This window comes from Parapedobacter koreensis (genome assembly GCF_900109365.1).
Classification (GTDB): Bacteria; Bacteroidota; Bacteroidia; order Sphingobacteriales; family Sphingobacteriaceae; genus Parapedobacter; species Parapedobacter koreensis.
This window is the reverse complement of record NZ_FNZR01000009.1, coordinates 229777-251912: the sequence shown is the minus strand read 5'-3', so window position 1 is coordinate 251912 and position 22136 is coordinate 229777. Positions and strand designations below refer to the sequence as shown.

Sequence of the window (22136 nt, the reverse complement as noted above, 5' to 3'; positions counted from 1 at the left end):
CCTCCTAATACAGCAAATTATCGTAAGGATACCTTTCGGTATGCATGTTGACCACGGTGTCATAAAGCAATTTTCTAAAAGCCTCCACATTGGTTTTATCCGTGGCTGATATAAATACGGCCGGGCTGTTGTGCTTGGCCATCCAACTGCTTTTGAATTCCTCCAAGGAGGTTGGTCGGGATTCAGTATCCATCTCATCCCCATGCTGGTGCTCTTCAGACCGATAGGCATCAATTTTATTGAATACAGTAATGGTTGGCTTGTCCAGTGCACCAAGATCTTTAAGCGTTTCATTCACTGCGCGAATATGATCTTCGAAGGTTGGATGTGATATATCGACAACATGTACCAACACATCGGCTTCTCGTACTTCATCCAATGTCGATTTAAAACACTCCACCAAATGATGGGGCAGTTTGCGGATAAACCCTACGGTATCCGAAAGGAGAAAGGGCAGATTATCGATGACGACTTTGCGAACTGTAGTGTCTAATGTAGCGAAGAGCTTGTTCTCAGCAAACACATCTGACTTGGAAATCAAGTTCATGATCGTGGATTTACCAACATTGGTATACCCCACTAAGGCAACCCGGATAAGCTGGCTCCGATTTTTACGTTGCGTTTCAGCTTGGCGGTCAATGGCCTTGAGGCGCTCTTTAAGGAGCGCAATTTTATTGAGGATCATCCGGCGGTCACTCTCGATTTGACTTTCACCCGGTCCTCGCATTCCGATACCGCCTCGCTGGCGTTCAAGGTGTGTCCACATGCGGGTAAGTCGAGGAAGGAGGTATTGCAATTGAGCCAATTCCACTTGTGTTTTGGCTTGTGCCGATTTTGCCCTACGGGCAAAAATATCCAAGATGAGGTTACTCCGATCGAGTATTTTGACCTTCAATTCACGTTCGATATTACGTAACTGCGAGGGGGATAGCTCATCGTCAAATACTACAATATCGATTTCCTCGGCGTCTATATACGATTTGATTTCATCCAGCTTGCCTGTGCCCACAAATGTGGCCCTATCGGGATGGCTAAGCCGCTGCGTAAATACAGCCTTTGTAATACCGCCTGCGGTATCTACTAAAAAGGCTAATTCTTCCAAATATTCCTGCTCCTTTTCCTCACGCTCATTCGGTAGGATTATACCGACCAAAACAGCGGTTTCGGGTTGTATAGCGGTTTCAAAAATTTTTTGCTTTGCCATGTATTATCAATGAAATGTAAATAGTAAAAAGGTAAAATCTAACGGCGCTTGTCACAAGCGTCTGCTACAAGGGTGGCGTTGTAGTGTAGTGTTGTATTACATGGCTTTATGCTAAATTAACAAAATACAAAGGTAAAGGTTTTTCGTCAAAAATCATCAAAGGTAGCTTTCACCACGTAAAGCCGCCTTCCAGGATGATTAAATGGTGAGCACCGTTATAGGCTGTTTTTTGTCTTTGTGCAACGGGAATGACACGAAAAAGGTAGATCCTTCGCCAAGGGTACTTTGTACCCACATTTTTCCTTGGTTCAGTGTAGCCAGTTCTTTGGATAAATAGAGGCCAAGGCCGATGCCTTTTTCGCTTTCGGTACCGTATGTGGATTGTACATTCTTGTCAAACAATCGCCTCAAATCTTCATCAGCAATGCCGATACCATTATCTTGGATCGCCAGCGTGCACGTGCTATCATCCGCATTTTTATATAATGAGATCGTTATTGTACCATTTTTTGGTGTAAATTTTAGTGCATTGCTTATTAAGTTGCGAATGATCAATTCCAACATATCCATGTCTGCCCATATCTTCACGTCCTCTTCAAGGTGAGTCCGTATGGTTATCCCTTTTTTGTTTGCAATAAATTGCTGTACTTCCAGTACGTTGGCGATAATGATTTCCGGTTCTATTTTGGTAGCGATTGGTTTCAGGCCCTTGATTTGGCCAGTGGTCCACGAAAGCAGGTTGTCAAGCAGTTCGGAGGTGTTGCGGGCTGCCGCCAGCAGTTCTGTTTTCATGGCCTTCCGGACTTCGTCGGGCAGTTCTTCTTTAGTCAAAATCTCCAGTACCCCGGTTATTGCGTTCATGGGATTGCGTAGATCATGGGCCAATATGGATATCAACCTCAATTTTTCGCTATTTGATTCTTGAAGGAGCCTGTTTTGTGCGCTTATTTGATTGTTTTGTGCTTCAATTTTACGGGCATGCTGCTCAGCCGTAGACTTTTCCCGTTCGTAATTGCTGCGTAGGTAAATCGTGATGCTGTAGATGCAAACTACGATAATAATCAGCGTAGTGGCAATGTCAAAATAACGATACCCCGGTGATACATAATTATCTACCAGCATATAAGGCATGAAATATTCCAGCCCGAGCAACGTGACGGGTATCAACAAGTGTAATATCGTCCAAACACGGTGAAGACGGGGATTGGTAAAAGCTATCAAAAATAGATAGGTCAGCAAAAAGAGGTACAATGCAGGCCCTTCGCTTCCGGAGTTATACAGGAACGTGATGGTCACAACGATATAACTCGCTATGGCATAAAATAATAAGCTGAAGGTGTACTTGCCATATATCCTTGATCGAAGAACGAGAAAGACCAATATTGCTTCAATAATTACCAGCATCCCAGACACCACCCACAATTTCAGCGCAATGTTTAATGGGATTAGGATAAGCAACAACACGATGGTGATTAGCCCTATGACGTTGAAAGCCCGGTGATCTAAGGGAAGGTGCTCGGGATTCCCAACAAGTTTCCACCAAAAATTTCGTAACCGCAACAGCATTTAAGGATGTTCGTTAACTAATTTGTGTTATACAATTTACAAAGTTAACAAGTATAATTAACATCGTAGGTCTCTTTTTCTCTTGAGCAAACGTAATAGTTAAAGAAATTAGGCGGCGGGTGCGCCCCGAATGAGCAATAGCTTAATGGCGGTTGAATTGCCCAATTGCAGGGTTGGCATGCGCCTAGGTGATTGGGTGCATAGCTAGGTACGTGGCGAGATCCTTCGTTGTAATATATTGTATCATGTTTGGGTATTTTGCTATGAATGCTTGTTTGCGTTCTTTTTGAGGTATTAGTAGTAATTCGGATCGGTCTTCCAAGAGCTGATACCATCCATGCATCCAAGCCTCATAGTGTTGATGCAAATCGGGAAACGCCACAGCGAGTTTGTCCAACTCCTCTTTACCAATCCAAAGCAGTCTGCAGGGCAGGATAGCCTTCAATTGTACGCTATCACCCGTGTTCATGGGTATGGTGGTGCCTTGTGGTACAAAACGTAATATAGTAGGTGTTGTATCGGCCTGCCGTTTACACTGCATCATTAATCCTTCGGCAAGGTAACAAATACCGGGCTGTACAGAAAGTGGTCGTTCTGCGGGGCAGCCAATTACGGAGAGGTGTCTTGCCAATGCTTCCCAAATGATGGGATTCATCGGGGTAAATGACAGGAGTTTTTGCCGAAATTGTTGAAGGTGTTGTTCCATGCCCATGATAGTTAAGTGGATTTACGGATTTGCCAGTCCATTGCGGAAGGCGTAGTTAGTCAAATCGTTTTTTGTTTTTAAATTGAGCCGTTGAGTGAGGGCCTCACGGTATTTCTCAACGGTGCGTCTGCTTAGGCACATCGCATCTGCGATTTTTTCATCAGACAGCCCTTGGGCGCATAACCGAAGATATTCCAGCTCTCTGTTGGAAAAATTCAATAAATGGTGTAAGGACGGCTTTAAATGCGTGGTCAGTGAAGGTGCCAATGCACGGTAAGCCCGGTCACCCGTATAGAGATAACGGATGGCCGCTACCAGCTCAGCATTGCGTACGTCTTTGGAGATAAAGCCTTTTGCACCAAGCATGAGCATACGGCTGGCCGCATGTTCCTCACTGTGCATGCTTAGGGCCAGTACCTTTACATTTGGTTGATGTTGGTTTAGCCATTCCATAGTCTGATAGCCATCCATGACGGGCATGGAGATGTCCAGCAATATAATGTCAGGTGGCCCCAAATCTCCGATTTTGCGTTGCATTTCACTGCCGTTTGACGCATCAAAATGTAGTACGATGTCGCTGTGCTCCTCCATTAGGGACGTAATGCCTTCTCGGATGATGCGGTGGTCGTCTATTAAAGCATATTTGATCATGTGCAGCGCAATTAATGTATTGGGCATTTCAAGCAGGCATAAGTGCCACTACCCGGCGTTGAGTGGATGGTGAATTCACCTTCCAATTGGCTCATGCGCTCGTGGATTGAGGTGAGCCCCATCCCTCCGGAAGAAGTATTTGTTGAAGGATAGAATCCTACCCCATTGTCTTCCACATAGATGGCCAACTGTTGGGCGGTATGATGCAGCTGCACATTGATGACGCTGGCTTGGGCATGTTTGATGGCATTGCCCAGTAGCTCTTGAAAAGACCGGAAGAGCAGAATGGCCTGTTCGTGTGAGATTTCCGGGGGAGGGGAGGCAGGGCTGTCATAGCGCACAGCGAGTACTTTGCTATCGCGGACCCATTCGAGTTCCTTTGCGATGGCTTGCTGCAATCCGCCGTGGAGAATTTCTGAGGCTGATATCAAGCGTGCAAGCTGCCGAAGCTCGTGTATGCTTCGTGTGATGAGCGAATAGACCGTTTCCACCTTACTCGTGGCCTTCTCCGGCTGATTTACATCTACGGTTGACAGCGTCAACGCCGCTAAGCTCATCACTTGGCCAATGTTGTCGTGCAGATCGCTAGCGATGCGCTTCCGTGTGCTTTCTTCGGCTTCGAGTTTTACCAGCAATTTATCCCGCTGGTGTTGTGCCTCCTGCGCCGCCTGCGCTTGGCGATGTGCATGAATACGCCGTTGGTAAAAAATCATGAAAACCACCAATGCCGTAGGCATAATGAGAAAGATCAGCGTGCCGTAGAACAATAACCGATTAAGTTCCGCTCCCGGTACCTGCAGTAGAATGCATAACTCCATATGCTATATAAGATGATGTTCAACATGATCGTGATCGCATAATATAACGATCCTTGGAAACGGGGCTCCTCTAAATCCATCAATTGCTCAAACAGCAAGTTGTTTACTGTGCTCCCAAAATAGAAATATAATGCCCCTACAATCCACCAGAAAGGGGCATGGGTAAAGATATTGGCAATATGGGTGTCATCCCAAATCAACCAAAAATAATATACACACCCTATCACAAAGATTACAGACATCCCTGTCGTCGTCCGATGCATAAAGCCCTCTCCCTTCATATAAGCAAATTCTATGAAAAAGGCGCTGCCAAATAGTGCTACCCAATACCAGGGCCAACGCTTGGTTTTTATATGCGGCCGGTATAGATAGGATAAAAAACTTCCAACAAAAGATGCTTCTAACCACAAGAAAACATTATACATCATGTGGTTGCTGCTGCTTTTTGTAAGCATAAGATGGCCGCATAATTCTACAATCACCACGATGGTGAGATACCCAATATGGAAACGCCAAAACAATGAGTGATCCTTCCAAAGAAACCATATTGCGGCTAATAGGCAGATAAACTCTATAGTTGGCGTGTAGAGGGCAAACACGATTATTTGCTTAACAGCGTCGCGCCCTCTATGTTGCAATTTCGAGGAGGGGGACAGATACCACCCCTATTCATCACCCCTACTTTTTCATCCAGATCACGCCATTTACCTTGTGGGGTAAACTGGTGGATGTAGTGATCCCAATGAATATGGCGCCCAGCTACTACGGTGTCTATCGTAGGTACAAACACTAAGGTGTTCATACCGGCATGGTCGGATATTTCAGGGTAAGAAAGCGTTTCTTCTTTGGTGCCGTAAGTAGCAAAATAAATGCGTACGCCGTCTGAACCAACCTTTTTGGCGTCATCTATCAATCCTTCCAGTGCGTCGAGCGCTATCCAGACAAATTGCGTCTGTAAGCTATCCGGGGTAGACGTTTGCAGACTTCCGCGTTGCTTTTGATTATAATTGTGCACCATTTCACGCCCGGCAACTACGGGGATAATCATAGAGTCCGGCAGATGTTCATGAGCAGTAAGTGCGGATGACGAATCATTGGCAGGTTGACAGGCGCTAAGTGCCAGCAATGGGATTACGGAATAGAGAAGGACTTTTTTCATGTATAAGTTCTTTTAATGGTGATGAAGCCTGGACAAACCCCCATACAGCCTCTTTTCGAATGGTGGCTCAAACAGGTTTCATTGCCGTTTTACTGAGGTAAAAATAAAAATGAATAATTTTGAGTAAATATAGTACCCAGATAGCGTAATGCAAAGGGTAATTTTACCCTTTTTGCAGGATGGAAAAACAAATTCCGCTGTTTCATGTGTGGATTTTACTGTTATCTTTGCCAATATCGCAGTGATAATCGTAGTAGTGGATATTGGCGAATGCTACTGCTAAACAAACCATTTTTTAAACGATGAAGAAGCATACAACCCTTTTTTTATTCATAGCCCTAGCCATGGTTGGCATATCGGCGTGCAATCCTTCTGATGAACAATCTTCCAATGGTGATTCATCGGCCGTGCTGACTGTATCGCCTGCAGATTTCGAAGCAAAAGTTGATGGTGATTCGGTGAAACTCTATACCCTGACAAACGGCACTGCCGCTGCTGCTATCACGAATTATGGCGCACGTGTGGTTAGCCTGCATGTGCCTGACAAAAACGGCAACTTGGTAGATGTCGTGCTCGGATATACAGATTTGGCTTCCTATCGGCAGCCAGGGGAAGGCTTCTATGGCGCGGTAGTGGGGCGCTATGGCAACCGCATTGCCAAAGGGCAGTTTGAGCTGGAAGGGCAACAATACCAATTGGAACTCAATGATGGACCCAATACATTGCACGGAGGCACGAATGGATTTTTTGCAAAGGTGTGGGAGGTAAAGCATGTCACCGATAGCAGCGTGGAGTTTCAATATGTATCCCCGGATGGAGACGCAGGCTATCCCGGCAAGCTTGAGGCGACTGTGGTGTATACACTTACGGCTGACAATGGATTGGATATTGCCTACCGGGCCACCACGGATAAAGCTACCGTGATAAACCTGACTAACCATGCCTATTTCAACCTCAGCGGAGAGGGGGATACTACCATATTGGATCACTTGCTTACCATTCGTGCAGATGGCTACACGCCTGTTGACGAAACGCTCATTCCTACAGGGGTGATTACTCCCGTGGATAACACACCTTTCGACTTTAGGCAACCTACGCCTATCGGTGCGCGCATCGATACTGCTGACACCCAATTGGTACTTGGCAAAGGCTACGATCATAATTTTGCACTAAAAAAAGAGCCCGGCTTACAACTGGTTGCCACAGTAGAAAGCCCTAAGACGGGCATTGTGATGGATATCCTCACCGAGGAACCCGGCTTGCAATTTTACAGCGGAAATTTCATGAACAAGGTACAAAATGCCAAAGGCGGAAAGATTTATGGTTACCGTTCGGCATTCTGCTTAGAGACCCAGCATTTCCCCGACTCGCCAAATCAGCCGGATTTCCCATCGACGGTGTTGGAACCGAAGTCCGAATACCGGACGCGGACGGTATACCAGTTTAGGTAAGCAATGCCGCTTGCTGTCATTTTTGCCGGTATTGCTGAGGGGTAAGCCCGACTCTTTTTCGAAAATAAGTGCCGAAAAAAGATGGATTGGCAAAATTGAGCTCATTGGCTATTTGGGCAACTGTAAGGTCGGAACTCTTCAGCAGGGCTTTTGCCGCCATGACGACCATCTCGTCTATCCATTCGGGCACTGACCTACCGTTGGCTTCTTTGATGACTTTTGAAAAGTATTTGGGAGAGAGGTACAATTTGTCTGCATAAAATTGTACGCTCCGCTCGGTTTTATAATGTGTAAATAACAACGTCATAAACTTCACGTAGACCTCTTCCTTGTGGTTTAATCTACTATCCTGGCCTTTTGCCTTGTTAATGGCATACAATTGCAGTATTTGGTAAACCAGCGCATACAAAAGGTTTTTGACGACTTCCTCCCGGTAAGCAATTTGTTTCTGGTATTGCTTGACGATAAGGCCGTGGACACTTAGCAATTCACCGAAAGCAATTTCGTCTACATGCAGGCAGGCCTGCTGTTCGATTGTTTTTGCCACGTGCCCTATCTCGGTGGTAAATCGGATGGTAGAGATGAAGTCAAAGGAAAAGAAAAGGAATTCGATTTGTAGATCCGCACTTTGCGCTACTATTTGAATGATATAATTCGGCATAATAATAAGCACTGAGTTTTCAGCAACGTCGTACGCTGTCAGGTTGATTTTGACTTTCGCTGTTCCCCGGATGCAAAAGGCAAAGGCAATACCTTCAACAATATGTGGGTGCTTAAAATCAAATGAATATTCTCCTGTTGCTGCGGGTTTTTTTGACACAATGAAATCATCGAGTTCAGCGATTACATTGACGTGTCCCTGCTTGGCAATGGTTTCTATGGAAATCTTGCCATAATCTTCCTTCTTCATGCCCGATTGGATCTTGGGTGAAGCGCAAATATATAAAAAAGCGACTTTTTGAACATTATTACCGTGCAATTAGTCGCCTATAGGACATTCCATATATTGAACTTTGTGCCGTTTTAATCCAACATCAATAACATGAGAGATATAGGCAGATCAATACTCCTTTCAATGAAATCTTGGCGTATTTTTTTATTTGGCGTATCCATGATTTTGTCATGTACTTCCCAAAAGGAAGAAAATACCGCGATGCAGGCAATACCGGTAAACATACAGCATATTGTGTATGACACCACAGTGCATCATCAGGAATATATCGGGACGGTTGAAAGCGAAAACGCGGTCGATGTTAGCTTTCTCATTGCTGGAACTATTGAACAGATGCACGTTGCTGAGGGACAGCATGTGGACAAGGGAGCGTTGCTGGCAGCGCTGAATACCGTGTCGCTGGGAAAGGCTCACGAATTGTCCCTTTCTGCATTGAAGCAGGCACAGGATGCCTATAGACGCCTTTCGGCCATGTACGAAAATAAAAGCCTCCCCGAAATCCAGTATATCGATGCCAAAACGAAGTTAGAACAAGCCCAAGCGGGTGAAGCTATTGCTCGGAAAAACTTACAAGACGCCACCCTGCGTGCACCTCAATCGGGCGTCGTGGGTCGGCGTTATGTCGAGCCCGGCACCAATGTCATGCCCAGTACGGCAGTTTACAATATTATGGATATCCGTAGTGTAAAAGTGCGGGCCGCCATTCCTGAAGGAGAAATTTCGGCTATCCGAACAGGAGCCGACTGTGAAGTGGAAATTTCGGCATTGGGTGGTGAGACGTTTCGGGGAGAGGTTGTCGAAAAAGGGGTATCAGCCAACCCGATATCCCACACGTACGACATTAAGATAAAACTCCATAATCCGGCAGGTAGGATGATGCCGGGCATGGTGTGCAGGGTGTATCTCAAGCAGGTAGATGAATGGGGCAATGGACGTATCATTGTCCCCATCCGAGCCGTACAGGTAGACTACTCCGGGAAGCGGTACGTGTGGGTCAAGGATAATGCAGGTAAAGCTGTTTACAAAGAAGTGACGTTGGGCAAGCTGTCCGGTAATGGGGTGCAGATCACCAACGGACTACAAGAAGGCGACGAGGTGATTGTGGATGGGTACCAGCAAATCAGCGCAGGAACATGGGTGTCGGACAACCAGCTATTAAAGCAATAAATACAAGGCAGCTTATGAGAGAACAGAACGGACTCATCGCCTTAGCGATGAAATACAATAAGATTGTCCTGCTATTGGTGGCTTTAGCGGTGCTCTTCGGGGTCTACGCGTTATATAAAATGCCCAAACAGGAATTTCCAGTATTTACTATACGTCAAGGCGTCGTGGTGGGCGTTTATCCTGGAGCTACATCGGCAGAGGTGGAAGAGCAACTGGCCAAACCCTTGGAAAAGTTTCTTTTTACCTATAAAGAAGTCCGGAAATCCAAAACGTATTCACAGTCCAGGGACGGTATGGTATACATTTTCGTAGAGTTGAATGACGAAGTGAATAATAAGGATGAGGTTTGGTCCAAAATCAAGCATGGCTTATCCACGTTCAAAGCGCAGCTGCCCCCGGGAGTACTGGCATTGATTGCCAATGATGATTTTGGAGACACTTCGGCATTGCTTATCGCGTTGGAGTCGGATACCAAAACCTATCGGCAGCTCGATGCTTATCTGGAGGCGTTGGAAAATCGGGTTAGGGCCATCGAGTCGGTGTCCAACCTTAGGCGCTACGGCGAACAGCATGAACAGCTCGGTATCTATGTAGATAAAGAGAAGGTGGCCAGCTACGGCATCAACTTGTACAGTCTTTACCAAACGTTGCTTACAAAGGGGATGGTAACATCGTCCGGCAAGATTGACAACAATGAACTAATCATTCCCATTCATATCACACGGCCTTTTGCCTCCGAAGGGGATTTGGAGGAGCAGGTTGTTTATTCTGATCCGCAAGGCAACCACATCCGGTTGAAAGATATCGGGCAGGTGGTCAGGGAATATCCAAAAGCATCCAGCTATACCCTGAGCAACGGCAAGAAGAGCCTTATCCTCTCTGCCGAAATGCGGGAAGGCTACAACATTGTCCAGTACGGCAAGGACGTAGATGAGGTATTGAAGGGCTTTGAGAAAACGTTGCCTGATGACGTGAAGATCTACCGTATTGCCGATCAACCCCAAGTGGTGGGCGCTTCCATTGATACCTTTCTCAACGAGCTGGCTATCGCGATCGCTGCAGTGGTATTGGTCACGGTAATGCTGCTGCCGTTGCGTGTGGCGGGTGTAGCGGCAGCCACTATCCCTATCAGCATATTCATATCACTGGGCCTGATGTATGCGTCTGGGATGGAACTCAATACGGTGACGCTGGCAGCGTTGGTGGTGGTACTGGGCATGATTGTAGACAATTCCATCGTCATTGTAGACAGCTATTTGGAAAAACTGGATCACGGCATTCCCCGTTGGCAAGCTGCCATAAGCAGTGCCAGCGAATATTTCAAAGCGATTCTTTCAGCTACATTAGCTATCGGCATCACGTTTTTCCCGTTTCTCGTCACGTTTACCGGACAGCTTTATGATTTTGTGCAGGCATTTCCATGGACTGTGCTGATTACCTTGGGCATTTCATTGGCAGTAGCCGTGCTGTTTGTCCCTTACCTGCAATACGTATTTATCACCAAAGGGTTGCATAGCAAAGAGCTGGACGCCACCGGGCGTAAGCAATCGTTTTTGGATCATGTACAATCCTTTTATAATAAGGTGCTTGAAAAGGTGTTCCAATTTCCGAAGCTGGCAATTTCCCTAGGAACCTTGTCTGCCGTGGCTGGTGTTGTGATGTTCCTCAACCTGCCCTTGAAGCTGATGCCCGTTGCAGAGCGCAACCAGTTTGCTGTGGAAATCTTCCTGCCACAGGGAAGTTCGTTGGCACAGACGGAAACGGTTGCAAAAGATTTGGCAGCGGTGCTGAGTAAAGACGAACGTATAAGGTCCATCACCACATTTATGGGAAGCGGTTCACCGCGTTTCCAGACGACCTACGCCCCGAAACTCGGTGGTTCCAATTTTGCCCAGTTCATCGTCAATACCGTATCGAATGAAGCCACGATAGCGTTGCTTGATGAATATGCTACGGCATATGCCTATCGCTACCCTGGGGCTTTTGTCAAATTCAGGCAACTCGATTATCAGGCTGGCGTAGACGCCGATATCGAGGTGAGGCTCAGTGGGGAGCATATAACTGATCTTAAAGCGGTGGCTGCCCAGCTTCAGCGCGCCATGAAGGAAATGGACGCCCCCTTGCGTGTATATACCAACTACGAAGAGGTGCTGCCGGATATTCAGATAGCCGTGGATCCGGTCGAATCCAATAGGCTGGGCATCAATGAAGGGATGCTGGGCGTGGCGCTCACCTCCCGGTTTGGTGGGCTACCCATTACCACCGTATGGGAAGGTGACTACCCATTGTCGGTAGTACTTAAGTCCAAATGGGCGGGCGTTGATCCGTTGGTATCGGATGTGGCGGATGAATACGTCTCGGGGTTTTTTTCACCCGCGGTGCCGCTGAGGCAAGTTGCGGCAGTGCGTGTTGGATGGAACGAAGGGCAAATTGTACGCCGCAATGGCGTACGTACCTTGTCGGTCTATGCCGACCTAAAAAGAGGGGAGCGCGTAGAACCCGCACAAGTGGTTGTGGAGGCGTTGGTCGATAGCCTGTCTGCAACGATCAAGGACAAAAAAATCCAAGTATCTTATGGTGGCATCAAGGAGAATACCGCAGAAACGCTCCCCAAAATCGTTGGCGGACTATTTATTTCTGTAGCGATCATCTTTTTTATCCTGGTATTCCATTTCAAGAAGGTGAGTTTGGCGTCATTGGTGTTTGCCTCGACGCTGTTCAGCTTTTTCGGTGCCGCTTTGGGTATTTGGCTGATGGATATGGAATTCAGCCTGACGTCCGTATTGGGGTTGGTAAGCCTCATTGGCATCATCGTGCGCAATGGAATCATCATGTACGATTACATCGAAGAACTTCGGGCAAAACACCGCATGCCAATCTTGGAGGCTTGCCTCGAAGCCGGAAAGCGGCGGATGCGCCCTATCTTGCTTACGTCGGCTGCCGCCTCCATGGGTGTTATCCCCATGATCATGAGCAAAAGCCCGCTATGGGCCCCTATGGGTACGGTTATCTGTTTCGGGACGATTATCTCCATGGTGTTCATACTGACGATGCTCCCGCTGATGTATTGGCTTGTCTATAAATACGAAGACCGGAAACCAAAGCAGGCAGTAGTGGCTTAATAGGAAACCATCATTTTTAATGTAATTCTCTTCAGCATGAAAAGAAACCGGATATATGCAATTTGCTTTTTTGTTGTCGCAATGGGGATGTCTGCACGTAGCCAGACGCTGACCTTGGAGCAATGCCGCCAGTTGGCCATCAACTATAACTACCAGATTAAGAACAGTACGTTGGCATTGGATGCCGCCCGCGCAGTCAGGAAGGAAGCTTATACCCATTATTTCCCCAACGTGAGTGCGTCGGCCATTGGCATGCAGGCTTTAGATCCCTTGCTACGAATGAAAACGGCAGGAGGAGATATGGGATTGCTTAATCAACTGGCGCTGGGCTATCTGAACGTTGTACAGCCGCTATACAGCGGGGGCAGAATCAAAATGGGAAATAAGCTTGCTGTTCTGAACGTTGAGGTACAGGAGAGACGGCAACGGCTGTCCGAAAACGAAGTTTTACTAAAGATGGAACAGCAGTACTGGCAGGTCATCACCATCCGTGAAAAACAACAAACATTAGCAAGCTACCAACAATTCCTAGATACGCTTTATAAGCAGGTAGACGACGCTTATCGAAACGGCATGATTACCAAAAATGATCTATTGCGGGTGAGCATCAGGCACCGCGAACTGGAAGTGAATAAAATGCAGCTTGAAAACGGAGAAAAACTGGCCTTGATGCAGTTGTGCCAGACGATAGGAATGGAATACCGATCGGGTATTGTTTTAGCTGATAACTTGGATACGGTGTATGCGCCTGATGCATATTTTGTGATCGGTGCTGCGGTACTTGCCAAACGGCCAGAATACCAATTGCTGGAGAAGTCGGTAGATGCCGCTACACTGGAAACGAAAATGAAAAAAGGCGATTATCTGCCGACGGTGGGCATAGGGGCCGCAGGATATTATCTCAACCAGTTTGAACCTGGGCAGCAAGGTGTTTTTAACGGCATGGTCTATGCCTCGGTTTCCATTCCCATTTCGGATTGGTGGGGTAGGAAACCTAAACTCCAGGAAATGAAAAACAAGGAACAAGCTACCCAAAATACGTTGGAAGACCATAAAGGGCTGCTCCTCTTGCAGGTGGAACAGGCATGGACGGATCTGAACGAAGCTAGCGAGCAGATACGCCTTATGGAAGAAACACTATTGCAGGCCACTGAAAACGTAAAAGTCAATCGGGATAGCTACAACAATGGCCTCGTTGCACTATCCGATCTGTTGGAAGCGCAGGCATTGAAGGCAGAAACAATAGACAAACTTACCGAAGCAAGAAGCCGTTACAAGCTGGCCATAACGAACTACCAGCAAGTGACGGGTCGGTAGGCTAGCTGCCTAACAGTTCATTTTTTACATAATCGTAGCTTTTGGCGATGCTGTCAAATGGATCAATGGTGATGACATCTTGTTCGACAATGGCATACTGCAATCCTGCTGTTTTTTCTTCGACCAATATTTTCTTGAAATCAATGATTCCTGTCCCCACTTCGGTGTAGGTGATGGAGGAAGTTATCTCCATCATCGGTTTGCTGTCGTAATCAGGACCTGTGACTATCGTAGTATTCGATTTATCAATGTCCTTGATATGCCAAAGAGGGAAGCGGCCGGGATGTTTTTCAAAATAAGCAGCGCTGTCTGTACCTGATTTTTCACTCCAGAACAAGTCGAGCTCAAATACGACTAGGTCCTTGTCGGTGTTCTCAATCAGGATATCCAATCCCTTACGTCCGCCTTCTAGCGTTCTGAATTCCCAGAAATGGTTGTGGTAACCGATTTTTAGGCCAGATTGTACGGCAAGTTCTCCACCCTTGTTAAGTTGGTCTGCCATAAAACGATAATCGTCGGCAGTTAGCTTGTCGATAAGCAGCATCGGTGGGGCAGGTGCAATCACGTATTGTTGCTGTAGACGGGCCGCCATATCAATGGAAACTTTTAACACCTCTTCATCACCGTTCCCTGGCGTTAAGAGTTCAGACAAATCGTAATGGCCACTGTAGGTTTTTAATCCATATTGATCCAGTAATTTGATTACATTTCCAGTATCCATTCCCCAGAAAGCGGTGTCTTTGCCATTGTTGATTTCAGCCCCGAATGTCTCCACATAATCATAGCCGATTTCGGCAACACGCGCAAGCGTTGCAGACACATCGTCGGCCAATTGCTCGCGAAGCGTGTAAAGCTGTAAGCCAATTTCCTGCAGCGTGGAAGCGGGGACCTGCTGCGAGGAGCAGGAAAGCAAGGAAGGTGCGAAATAGGCTGTTGCGAGGCCAACTCCGGCGTGCTTCAAAAATGTACGTCTATTGGTATTCATGTGTTTCTTATTATATTATAGGCTAATGTAAGCCTTCCGGATTGAAAATTCAAATCTTGTCGTCACCGCCAGTAGTAGTGACGCTTCCCAAGCACACAAAGAAAAAAATATTTAGCTGATTTTTCGGAAAACAACGAGGAAGTATAAGTGTTTATCTAACGATAAAACGCTATCGCGGGCTTTCAATTTACTCCATTGTTCACGCGATGTGCATTTGCCTTTAAAAAAGAACCAAAGTTATGAATTTCAGACACACCACGGTATAACCGACATCGTTTATTGCCTTTTTATAACTTGTTGTTCCCTTTGGGATACATCTGGCTGCTTTATCTTCAAGAATCACAATTAATACTTATTAAATAACCATTAGTTAACTTATTAAAACACATAATTATGATGGAAATGTTAGTTGGGCATGTTCCTATTCGGGTGGATTCTTGGATAGGTGCCGCTGTATTGCGCCGATTTCAGTGCAAGCTGCATAGTCGTTGCCATAGGCTATTGCTGCTAATGCTTGCTGTTTTATTATGGGTAGCGTTGCCCATTTTCGGAAACCGCTTATTGGCGCAGGAAGGCACGTTGACGGTTCAGGGGAAAGTGACGGATGCACAAGGAATGCCTATTGGCGGTGTATCTGTCGCTGTGGCGGGCAGTACCACGGGCACGGCGACGAATGACGAAGGAAACTATAGTTTGGAAGTGGCAAAGGGGAGTTCGCTGGTCTTCTCGTTTGTGGGCTATACATCCCAAACCCTTGTCGCGGATAGGGAACGAATAGATATACAGTTGGAACTGGACGAATCCATGGCCAACCTTGAAGAAGTCGTGGTGGTGGGGTATGGTACCCAGAAGCGGGAGAACATTACGGGGTCCGTTGCTTCAGTCAAAAGTGCCGAATTGATGAAGTCACCTACGGTAAACGTATCTAATGCGTTGGCAGGACGCTTGCCGGGCGTAGTAGCCACCCAAGGTAGTGCTGAACCCGGCTATGACGGAGCAGCTATACGGATACGGGGCACCAACACTTTGGGAAACAGCGATCCATTGATTGTCATTGATGGTATCCCAGCACGTGCCGGAGGATTCGAGCGGCTCAGCCCGGCCGATATCGACAATATATCGGTACTGAAAGACGCTTCAGCAGCAATTTATGGTGCCCGCGCTGCCAATGGCGTTATCCTCATCACCACCAAGCGGGGGCAATCCGGAAAACCCTCCCTGTCTTATACCTTTAATCAAGCCTTTTCGCAACCGACGGTCATCCCAGCGCTCGCCGACGCTGCACAGTATGCCGAGATGCGGAATGAACTGGAAATTTTCAAATTGCCCGTATCAGAATGGTCCCCGGCACAAACTGCATTCCGGGAAGCGGGCTCTTATACCAGACCTGATAACACCGTGCTTACGGCACCATTTTCGCCGGAAGACTTCCAACTGTTTGCCGATGGCTCGGATCCTTGGGGACACCCTAATACCAACTGGTATGACGCTACGTTGAAAAACTGGTCGCCCCAATCGCAGCACAACCTGCAAATCAGTGGTGGGACAGAGGATGTCAAATACCTTACCTCCATTGGCTATCAAAATCAGGATGCTTATTACAAAAACTCGGCAACAGGCTATTCGCAATACGATATCCGGGTCAATCTGGATGCGAATATCAATAAATACATCAGCACAAAGGTAGGCATCTTAGGCAGGCAGGAAGATCGGGAATTTCCCACAAAAACGGCAGGCGCTATTTTCCGTATGTTGATGCGTGGCATTCCCACGGAGCCAGCTTATTGGCCCAATGGACTCCCGGGGCCGGATATCGAATACGGAGAAAATCCGGTAGTCATCACTACTAACCAAACAGGATATGACCGGGATAAACGGTATTATTTCCAAACCAATGGACAGGTGGATATTACCGTCCCTTGGGTAGAGGGCTTGAAATTCAGCGGTACAGCATCCATTGACAAGTATGTGCGTAAAACCAAGCGCTGGGAAATCCCATGGTATCTCTATACCTGGCAGGGCGACTATGAAGATGATGGTGTGACACCTTTATTAGTGCGGGGCGAACGCGGTCCGGCGGATCCCCGGCTTACCCAAGGGGATGAAGACCAGATGAACGTATTATTAGGTGGCGTATTGACCTATGACCGCACGTTTGGCGATCATACCATTAACCTATTGGCCGGTGTAAACCGTGAAACGATTCGTAATGACAACTTCAATGCATTCAGGAGGTACTTTATTTCTGCGGCTATTGACTACTTGTTTGCCGGAGGTGATGCCGAGAAAAACAATGATGGCAGTGCATGGGAACGCGCGAGGCTCAATTATTTTGGGCGTGTAGGTTACAACTACAAGAGCAAGTACATGGCGGAATTTCTCTGGCGGTATGATGGCTCGTATATGTTTCCTGAAGACAGCCGATACGGTTTCTTTCCGGGCGTGATGGCCGGCTGGATGATTTCAGAAGAAAATTTCTGGAAAGACAACGTGCCATTTGTCAATTACTTCAAGCTCCGCGGATCATATGGACAGATGGGGAATGACAATATTTACTACGATCATGATGACAACGGAGAAGCGACCTTGCAAGAATATCAATATTTCTCCACTTATGGTTTTGGTACCTATGTCGTCAGCAATGAACTGGTCAAAACCCTGTATGAAAGCCGGGTTCCCAATATGTTCATCACGTGGGAAGTGGCCAACAACTATAATGTAGGGCTCGACGGGCAACTGATGGATGGGAAGTTCAATTTTACTGTAGAATGGTTCAGGAATAAACGCGAAAGTATCCTGTGGCAAAGAAACGCATCTATCCCACAGAGTACGGGGATGACACTGCCCGCTGAGAATATAGGCATTGTCGAAAATAAAGGGTGGGATTTTAGTGCCGGATATACCAATCAATTTGGTGATTGGAACTTGAATGTGAGCCTGAATGGCGGTTATGCCAAAAATGAGATCCTTTTCTGGGATGAAGCACCGGGTGCACCCGAATGGCAGCGGTCAACAGGCAGGACTATCAATTCCCAATTGTATTACATCTATGATGGTGTATTCCGTGACGAAGCCGAGATCGCGGCCAATACCATAGACTATGGTGCCGTCACTAATTCGCTCCGGCCGGGAGACGTGAAGTTTGTGGATTACGACGGCGATGGCGCTATTACACCGGATGATCGCGTGAGGCGCGATAAGAATACCATACCTACCTTCCAAGGTGGATTGAACCTCGGACTGCAATACAAAGGGTTTGATCTGACTGTGCTCTTCCAAGGTGCCACGGGTGGCGAATTGCGTGTGGGCACGGATGAATCGGGGGCCATTGGTAATTATTTGCTTGATTTTTATGAAAATCGTTGGCGGGTAGACGCACCCAGTGGCCAGCATCCGCGGATTACCGACCGTAGCGACCAATACTACTCATCGGGCAATACCTACTGGTTGCGGAGCACCGATTACATCCGTTTGAAAAACCTCGAATTGGGGTATACCTTCCCTGCGCAATGGATGAAACCTGCGGGCATCAGCAATTTGCGGATTTATGTGAGCGGATTTAATTTGCTTACATGGAGCAAGATCGGCGTTTACGATCCGGAATCGACCAACTCAACGGGACAATATTATCCACAGGCCCGACTACTGAATACGGGCATAGCGGTGACATTTTAAACGTTAAAAAAACAAAGTGATGAACATACTTAAAAAATATCATACGGTAGTACAGGGGTTGTTTTTGATAACAATCTGTGCGATGGGCTGCAATGATGACTTTGTCAGCACGCGGCCGCTCAACGAGGTGCCCGAAGAAGAGACCTGGCAAGATGCAGGACTTGCGGAGGCGTTTGTGACGGAAATATACAATGGCTTCGGGCAAGGCGGATTTGACGAGGAGATGTTGGCCTCTTTATCTGATGAAGCCATGTTTACCCACCCGGGACGAGGTATTAATACCATTACGGAGGCCCGTTCGAACGATGCTGACCAAGGCTGGAATAGCCAGATCAGCGGCGGAACACACAATTGGGGCAATTTATACCGGCGCATCCGTGCTGCCAATATCGCTATCCAAAACCTGGCGAACCCCCAGTTTGACAACTCGTCAGCTATCGCCAGCCAATTGATGGGGCAAGCTTATTTCTTGCGCGCCTTTTTCTATACGGAGTTGTTGAGGTATTACGGGGCGGTTCCCCTGGTAGACAGTGTTTATGGGCTGGGTGAGCAAGACTACACGATTGCCCGGAATACCTTCGAAGAAAACGTGGAATTTATCGTGGCAGATTGCGACCAAGCAGCTGAATTGCTTGCTGATGCACCGATAGTGGATGGCCGGGCTTCTGCGGCCGCTGCGCTTGCATTGAAAGCTCGTGTGCTTACTAAAGCAGCGAGCGACCTGCACGACATTCCAACCGCGTCTACTCATTCAGAGACTATCGCAAATTATTCAAATCCGGAGTATGTGGGCTATACCAGCGGCAGCCGGACAGAGCGGTGGCAACGTGCCCAGACAGCCGCAAAAGCTGTGATGGATGCTTTCGGTCCGGGATATATGCTGGATTTGACCGAGCCTGTGACACCAGAAGAAGCGACGGCCAACTACCTGTCCATCGCTATGGCCGGCGGTAGCAATACCGTGCCGGCAGACGGCAAGGCAGACCTGATATTGGGTCGTTTTTTCATTGACCTCAAAGACGAAGGGGGCAACTACGTGGGGCGCAACAATGGCCCGAATGGGTATCATAATTGGGCAGGAAATACGCCTACGCAGCAATTGGTAGACGACTATGGCATGGTAGATGGTTCGCCGTTTGACTGGAGTGACCCTGCGCATGCCGCTGCACCCTATACAAACCGCGACCCGCGTTTCTATGCGGCTATTCTTTATGATGGTGCCGATTGGAAGCCACGCACGGCAGACGTGGCAGGCCGCGATCCGGCAAACCAAATCCAGACCGGCCAATATGAGGTGCGGCAAGGGGGAAATACGGTGATCCATTATGGCCTGGATACCCGAAACAGCAGTGTGGAAGATTGGAACGGATCATATACCGGCTATTATATCCGTAAGTTTATCGATCCCGACCCAACCGTAGTTGACCAAAACACACGTCAGTTTATTCCCTGGCCGGTATTGCGCTATACGGAAGTGGTACTGAATTATATCGAGGCCAGCATCGAATTGGGAAATGAGGCGGAGGCAAGGACTTGGCTCAACCGCATTCGCTTCCGTGCGGGGCTGCCGGCCATTACGGCATCGGGGGATGCATTGCGGGATGCCTATCGTAATGAACGACGTATCGAACTGGCCTACGAAGAACATCGGTTCCACGATGCACGCCGCTGGATGATTGCTGCCGAGGCGTTGGGGAGAAAGGTGGGCATCATGCGTGTATTCGGCAGGCTGAAAGCAGGCAGCAATGTCTCGACGTACCGCTATGACCCGGATAGCTATGACTATACTTATACGGTGGGTACCATTGATCCGGGTATCGAAAACCGGCAATGGCTGGATAAGATGTATTTCATTGCCATTCATCGCGATGAGATGAACCGCAATGGACAACTGGTGCAGAATCCGGGTTATTAAACGCTATGGCAGTGCGTTTCAGGCTTTGGTTTGAAACGCACTGCCGTTTTATATCTTTGTGTACCTGCACAGAATAATGTGAAAATTTATTATCTTGGCCCCTAAAAATCACCAATTGACTATTGAATTATGAATACCAGCAGAAGAAAGTTTTTGGGTACAATGACAACGTTGGCAGCCGCGGTTGGAGCGGCATCGGCTCTTCCGCGTACATTTTCCATCGGAAGCCACCAGCAAGCTGTGCGGGTAGGGCTGATTGGTACGAACGGCATGGGGTGGGCCAATCTCAATGCCATGCTGAAAGTGCCTGGGGTGCAATGTGTCGCGCTTTGTGATGTCGATGCTAATGTGCTGAATAAACGGGCCGAGGAGTTGAAAGCCCGTAGCATCACGCCTAAATTGTATGCCAAGCATGAAGATCTATTGGCCGATCCGAATGTCGATGCCGTCATCATCGGTACGCCAGACCACTGGCACTGCTTGCATCTTGTGGATGCTTGTGCGGCAGGAAAAGATGTGTATGTGGAGAAGCCGCTGGGCAATTCCATTGCAGAGTGCAATGCGATGGTAGCTGCTGCTCAGAAATATGGTCGGGCTGTACAGGTAGGACAATGGCAGCGCAGTCAGCAGCATTTCAGAGACGCAATGGATTTTGTGCACTCGGGCAAACTCGGCAAAATCCGCTTGGTGAAGGCTTGGGCATATCAAGGCTGGATGAAGAGCATCCCAGTGAAACCTGATGGCCCCGCGCCCGAGGGAGTCGATTACACGCGTTGGCTGGGACCGGCAAGGCAGCGGCCATTCAATCCCAATCGGTTTCATTTTGAATTTCGGTGGTTTTGGGATTACGCAGGCGGATTGATGACCGACTGGGGGGTGCACATGCTTGACTTTGCGTTGATCGGCATGAAAGCTACGACACCGAAATCCATCATGGCTACAGGAGGGAAATTTGCCTATCCGGATGATGCTGCCGAAACGCCGGATACACTCACCACCGTCTATGAGTTTGACGATTTTACGGTACAATGGGAACACGCCAATGGTATAGACGGCGGCCCTTACGGGCGCAACCACGGTACGGCATTTATCGGCAACTATGGTACCCTTGTCGTAGATAGGAGTGGATGGGAGGTTATCCCAGAAGGGGATCGGATGGAGCCTGTATCCCTACAAAAGAGCCAGGACAACGGATTGGAGAAGCATACCGCCAATTTTATAGACGTCGTCCGTTCGCGGAAACTGGAGGCTTTAAATGCGCCGATTACTGCTGGTGCGCATATCGCTATTTTTTCGCAGATGGGCAATATCGCTTACCGTACCGGCGAAAAAGTTTATTGGGACGCACAAAAGGGGCGATTCAGCAGCGATTCAGCAAATAAACTATTGGCGGCGGAGTACCATAATGGATATAAAATCCCGAAGGTATAATGCTGTTTGGAAACGCG

The 22136-nt window shown here is 47.7% G+C and carries 15 protein-coding genes; 7 read left to right on the top strand and 8 right to left on the bottom strand.

Annotation, left to right across the window (positions count from 1 at the left end; genetic code table 11):
* Positions 1-4: 4 nt before the first annotated feature.
* The 6 genes from hflX to BMW65_RS19695 all read right to left on the bottom strand — a co-directional run bounded on the left by hflX (position 5) and on the right by BMW65_RS19695 (position 6104).
* Positions 5-1204 carry a GTPase HflX gene (hflX, locus tag BMW65_RS19725; RefSeq protein WP_090608110.1) on the bottom strand — a complete coding sequence of 400 codons (1200 nt, stop codon included), beginning with the start codon at positions 1202-1204 and terminating at the stop codon, positions 5-7.
* Positions 1205-1402: 198 nt separating this feature from the next.
* Entirely contained in the window at positions 1403-2770 is a 1368-nt protein-coding gene (locus BMW65_RS19720) for a sensor histidine kinase (protein WP_090608108.1), read from the bottom strand.
* Positions 2771-2954: 184 nt separating this feature from the next.
* Positions 2955-3476 (bottom strand): cyclic nucleotide-binding domain-containing protein, encoded by a 522-nt coding sequence (locus tag BMW65_RS19715; protein ID WP_143053942.1) that lies wholly within the window; start codon positions 3474-3476, stop codon positions 2955-2957.
* 21 nt (positions 3477-3497) lie between these two features.
* Positions 3498-4154: a response regulator transcription factor gene (locus BMW65_RS19710; RefSeq protein ID WP_090608104.1), complete on the bottom strand. Its 657-nt coding sequence runs from the start codon at positions 4152-4154 to the stop codon at positions 3498-3500.
* Positions 4139-4945, bottom strand: coding sequence for a sensor histidine kinase (locus BMW65_RS19705; protein WP_090608103.1), 807 nt, complete (start codon positions 4943-4945; stop codon positions 4139-4141). The genes BMW65_RS19710 and BMW65_RS19705 overlap by 16 nt, the downstream gene beginning before the upstream one ends.
* Positions 4946-5546: 601 nt before the next feature.
* Positions 5547-6104, bottom strand: coding sequence for a hypothetical protein (locus BMW65_RS19695; RefSeq protein ID WP_090608099.1), 558 nt, complete (start codon positions 6102-6104; stop codon positions 5547-5549).
* A gap of 302 nt (positions 6105-6406) precedes the next feature.
* Between BMW65_RS19695 and BMW65_RS19690 the strand changes: the two genes are divergently transcribed.
* Positions 6407-7555, top strand: a complete 1149-nt coding sequence (locus BMW65_RS19690) for an aldose epimerase family protein (RefSeq protein ID WP_090608097.1) — start codon at positions 6407-6409, stop codon at positions 7553-7555.
* Positions 7556-7571: 16 nt separating this feature from the next.
* Here the strand turns inward: BMW65_RS19690 and BMW65_RS19685 are convergent, their stop codons facing one another.
* Complete coding sequence (locus BMW65_RS19685; protein WP_090608095.1) at positions 7572-8465, bottom strand: helix-turn-helix domain-containing protein; 894 nt, start codon at positions 8463-8465, stop codon at positions 7572-7574.
* A 201-nt stretch (positions 8466-8666) separates the two neighbouring features.
* Here BMW65_RS19685 and BMW65_RS19680 point away from each other — a divergent pair, with 201 nt between their 5' ends.
* From BMW65_RS19680 to BMW65_RS19670, 3 genes are all read left to right on the top strand, one after another.
* Complete coding sequence (locus tag BMW65_RS19680; RefSeq protein WP_218145470.1) at positions 8667-9674, top strand: efflux RND transporter periplasmic adaptor subunit; 1008 nt, start codon at positions 8667-8669, stop codon at positions 9672-9674.
* A gap of 14 nt (positions 9675-9688) precedes the next feature.
* The gene (locus BMW65_RS19675; RefSeq protein ID WP_090608173.1) at positions 9689-12796 is read left to right on the top strand and encodes an efflux RND transporter permease subunit; all 3108 of its coding nucleotides are present in this window, start codon (positions 9689-9691) and stop codon (positions 12794-12796) included.
* An 87-nt stretch (positions 12797-12883) separates the two neighbouring features.
* Positions 12884-14113 (top strand): TolC family protein, encoded by a 1230-nt coding sequence (locus BMW65_RS19670; protein ID WP_218145469.1) that lies wholly within the window; start codon positions 12884-12886, stop codon positions 14111-14113.
* Position 14114: 1 nt separating this feature from the next.
* Here BMW65_RS19670 and BMW65_RS19665 read toward each other — a convergent pair whose 3' ends face one another.
* Positions 14115-15098, bottom strand: a complete 984-nt coding sequence (locus BMW65_RS19665) for a sugar phosphate isomerase/epimerase family protein (protein ID WP_090608090.1) — start codon at positions 15096-15098, stop codon at positions 14115-14117.
* A 393-nt stretch (positions 15099-15491) separates the two neighbouring features.
* On the opposite strand from BMW65_RS19665, the gene BMW65_RS19660 reads away from it, so the two are divergent.
* From BMW65_RS19660 to BMW65_RS19650, 3 genes are all read left to right on the top strand, one after another.
* The gene (locus BMW65_RS19660; RefSeq protein ID WP_245747699.1) at positions 15492-18773 is read left to right on the top strand and encodes a SusC/RagA family TonB-linked outer membrane protein; all 3282 of its coding nucleotides are present in this window, start codon (positions 15492-15494) and stop codon (positions 18771-18773) included.
* A 19-nt stretch (positions 18774-18792) separates the two neighbouring features.
* The gene (locus tag BMW65_RS19655; RefSeq protein ID WP_090608086.1) at positions 18793-20688 is read left to right on the top strand and encodes a RagB/SusD family nutrient uptake outer membrane protein; all 1896 of its coding nucleotides are present in this window, start codon (positions 18793-18795) and stop codon (positions 20686-20688) included.
* Positions 20689-20817: 129 nt separating this feature from the next.
* Entirely contained in the window at positions 20818-22119 is a 1302-nt protein-coding gene (locus BMW65_RS19650; protein ID WP_090608084.1) for a Gfo/Idh/MocA family protein, read from the top strand.
* Positions 22120-22136: the final 17 nt, after the last annotated feature.

Coding starts and splice junctions, on each gene's coding strand:
- hflX (WP_090608110.1), bottom strand. CDS start 1,204: ATGGCAAAGCAAAAAATTTTTGAAACCGCTATACAACCCGAAACCGCT.
- BMW65_RS19720 (WP_090608108.1), bottom strand. CDS start 2,770: ATGCTGTTGCGGTTACGAAATTTTTGGTGGAAACTTGTTGGGAATCCC.
- BMW65_RS19715 (WP_143053942.1), bottom strand. CDS start 3,476: ATGGAACAACACCTTCAACAATTTCGGCAAAAACTCCTGTCATTTACC.
- BMW65_RS19710 (WP_090608104.1), bottom strand. CDS start 4,154: ATGCCCAATACATTAATTGCGCTGCACATGATCAAATATGCTTTAATA.
- BMW65_RS19705 (WP_090608103.1), bottom strand. CDS start 4,945: ATGGAGTTATGCATTCTACTGCAGGTACCGGGAGCGGAACTTAATCGG.
- BMW65_RS19695 (WP_090608099.1), bottom strand. CDS start 6,104: ATGAAAAAAGTCCTTCTCTATTCCGTAATCCCATTGCTGGCACTTAGC.
- BMW65_RS19690 (WP_090608097.1), top strand. CDS start 6,407: ATGAAGAAGCATACAACCCTTTTTTTATTCATAGCCCTAGCCATGGTT.
- BMW65_RS19685 (WP_090608095.1), bottom strand. CDS start 8,465: ATGAAGAAGGAAGATTATGGCAAGATTTCCATAGAAACCATTGCCAAG.
- BMW65_RS19680 (WP_218145470.1), top strand. CDS start 8,667: ATGATTTTGTCATGTACTTCCCAAAAGGAAGAAAATACCGCGATGCAG.
- BMW65_RS19675 (WP_090608173.1), top strand. CDS start 9,689: ATGAGAGAACAGAACGGACTCATCGCCTTAGCGATGAAATACAATAAG.
- BMW65_RS19670 (WP_218145469.1), top strand. CDS start 12,884: ATGTCTGCACGTAGCCAGACGCTGACCTTGGAGCAATGCCGCCAGTTG.
- BMW65_RS19665 (WP_090608090.1), bottom strand. CDS start 15,098: ATGAATACCAATAGACGTACATTTTTGAAGCACGCCGGAGTTGGCCTC.
- BMW65_RS19660 (WP_245747699.1), top strand. CDS start 15,492: ATGATGGAAATGTTAGTTGGGCATGTTCCTATTCGGGTGGATTCTTGG.
- BMW65_RS19655 (WP_090608086.1), top strand. CDS start 18,793: ATGAACATACTTAAAAAATATCATACGGTAGTACAGGGGTTGTTTTTG.
- BMW65_RS19650 (WP_090608084.1), top strand. CDS start 20,818: ATGAATACCAGCAGAAGAAAGTTTTTGGGTACAATGACAACGTTGGCA.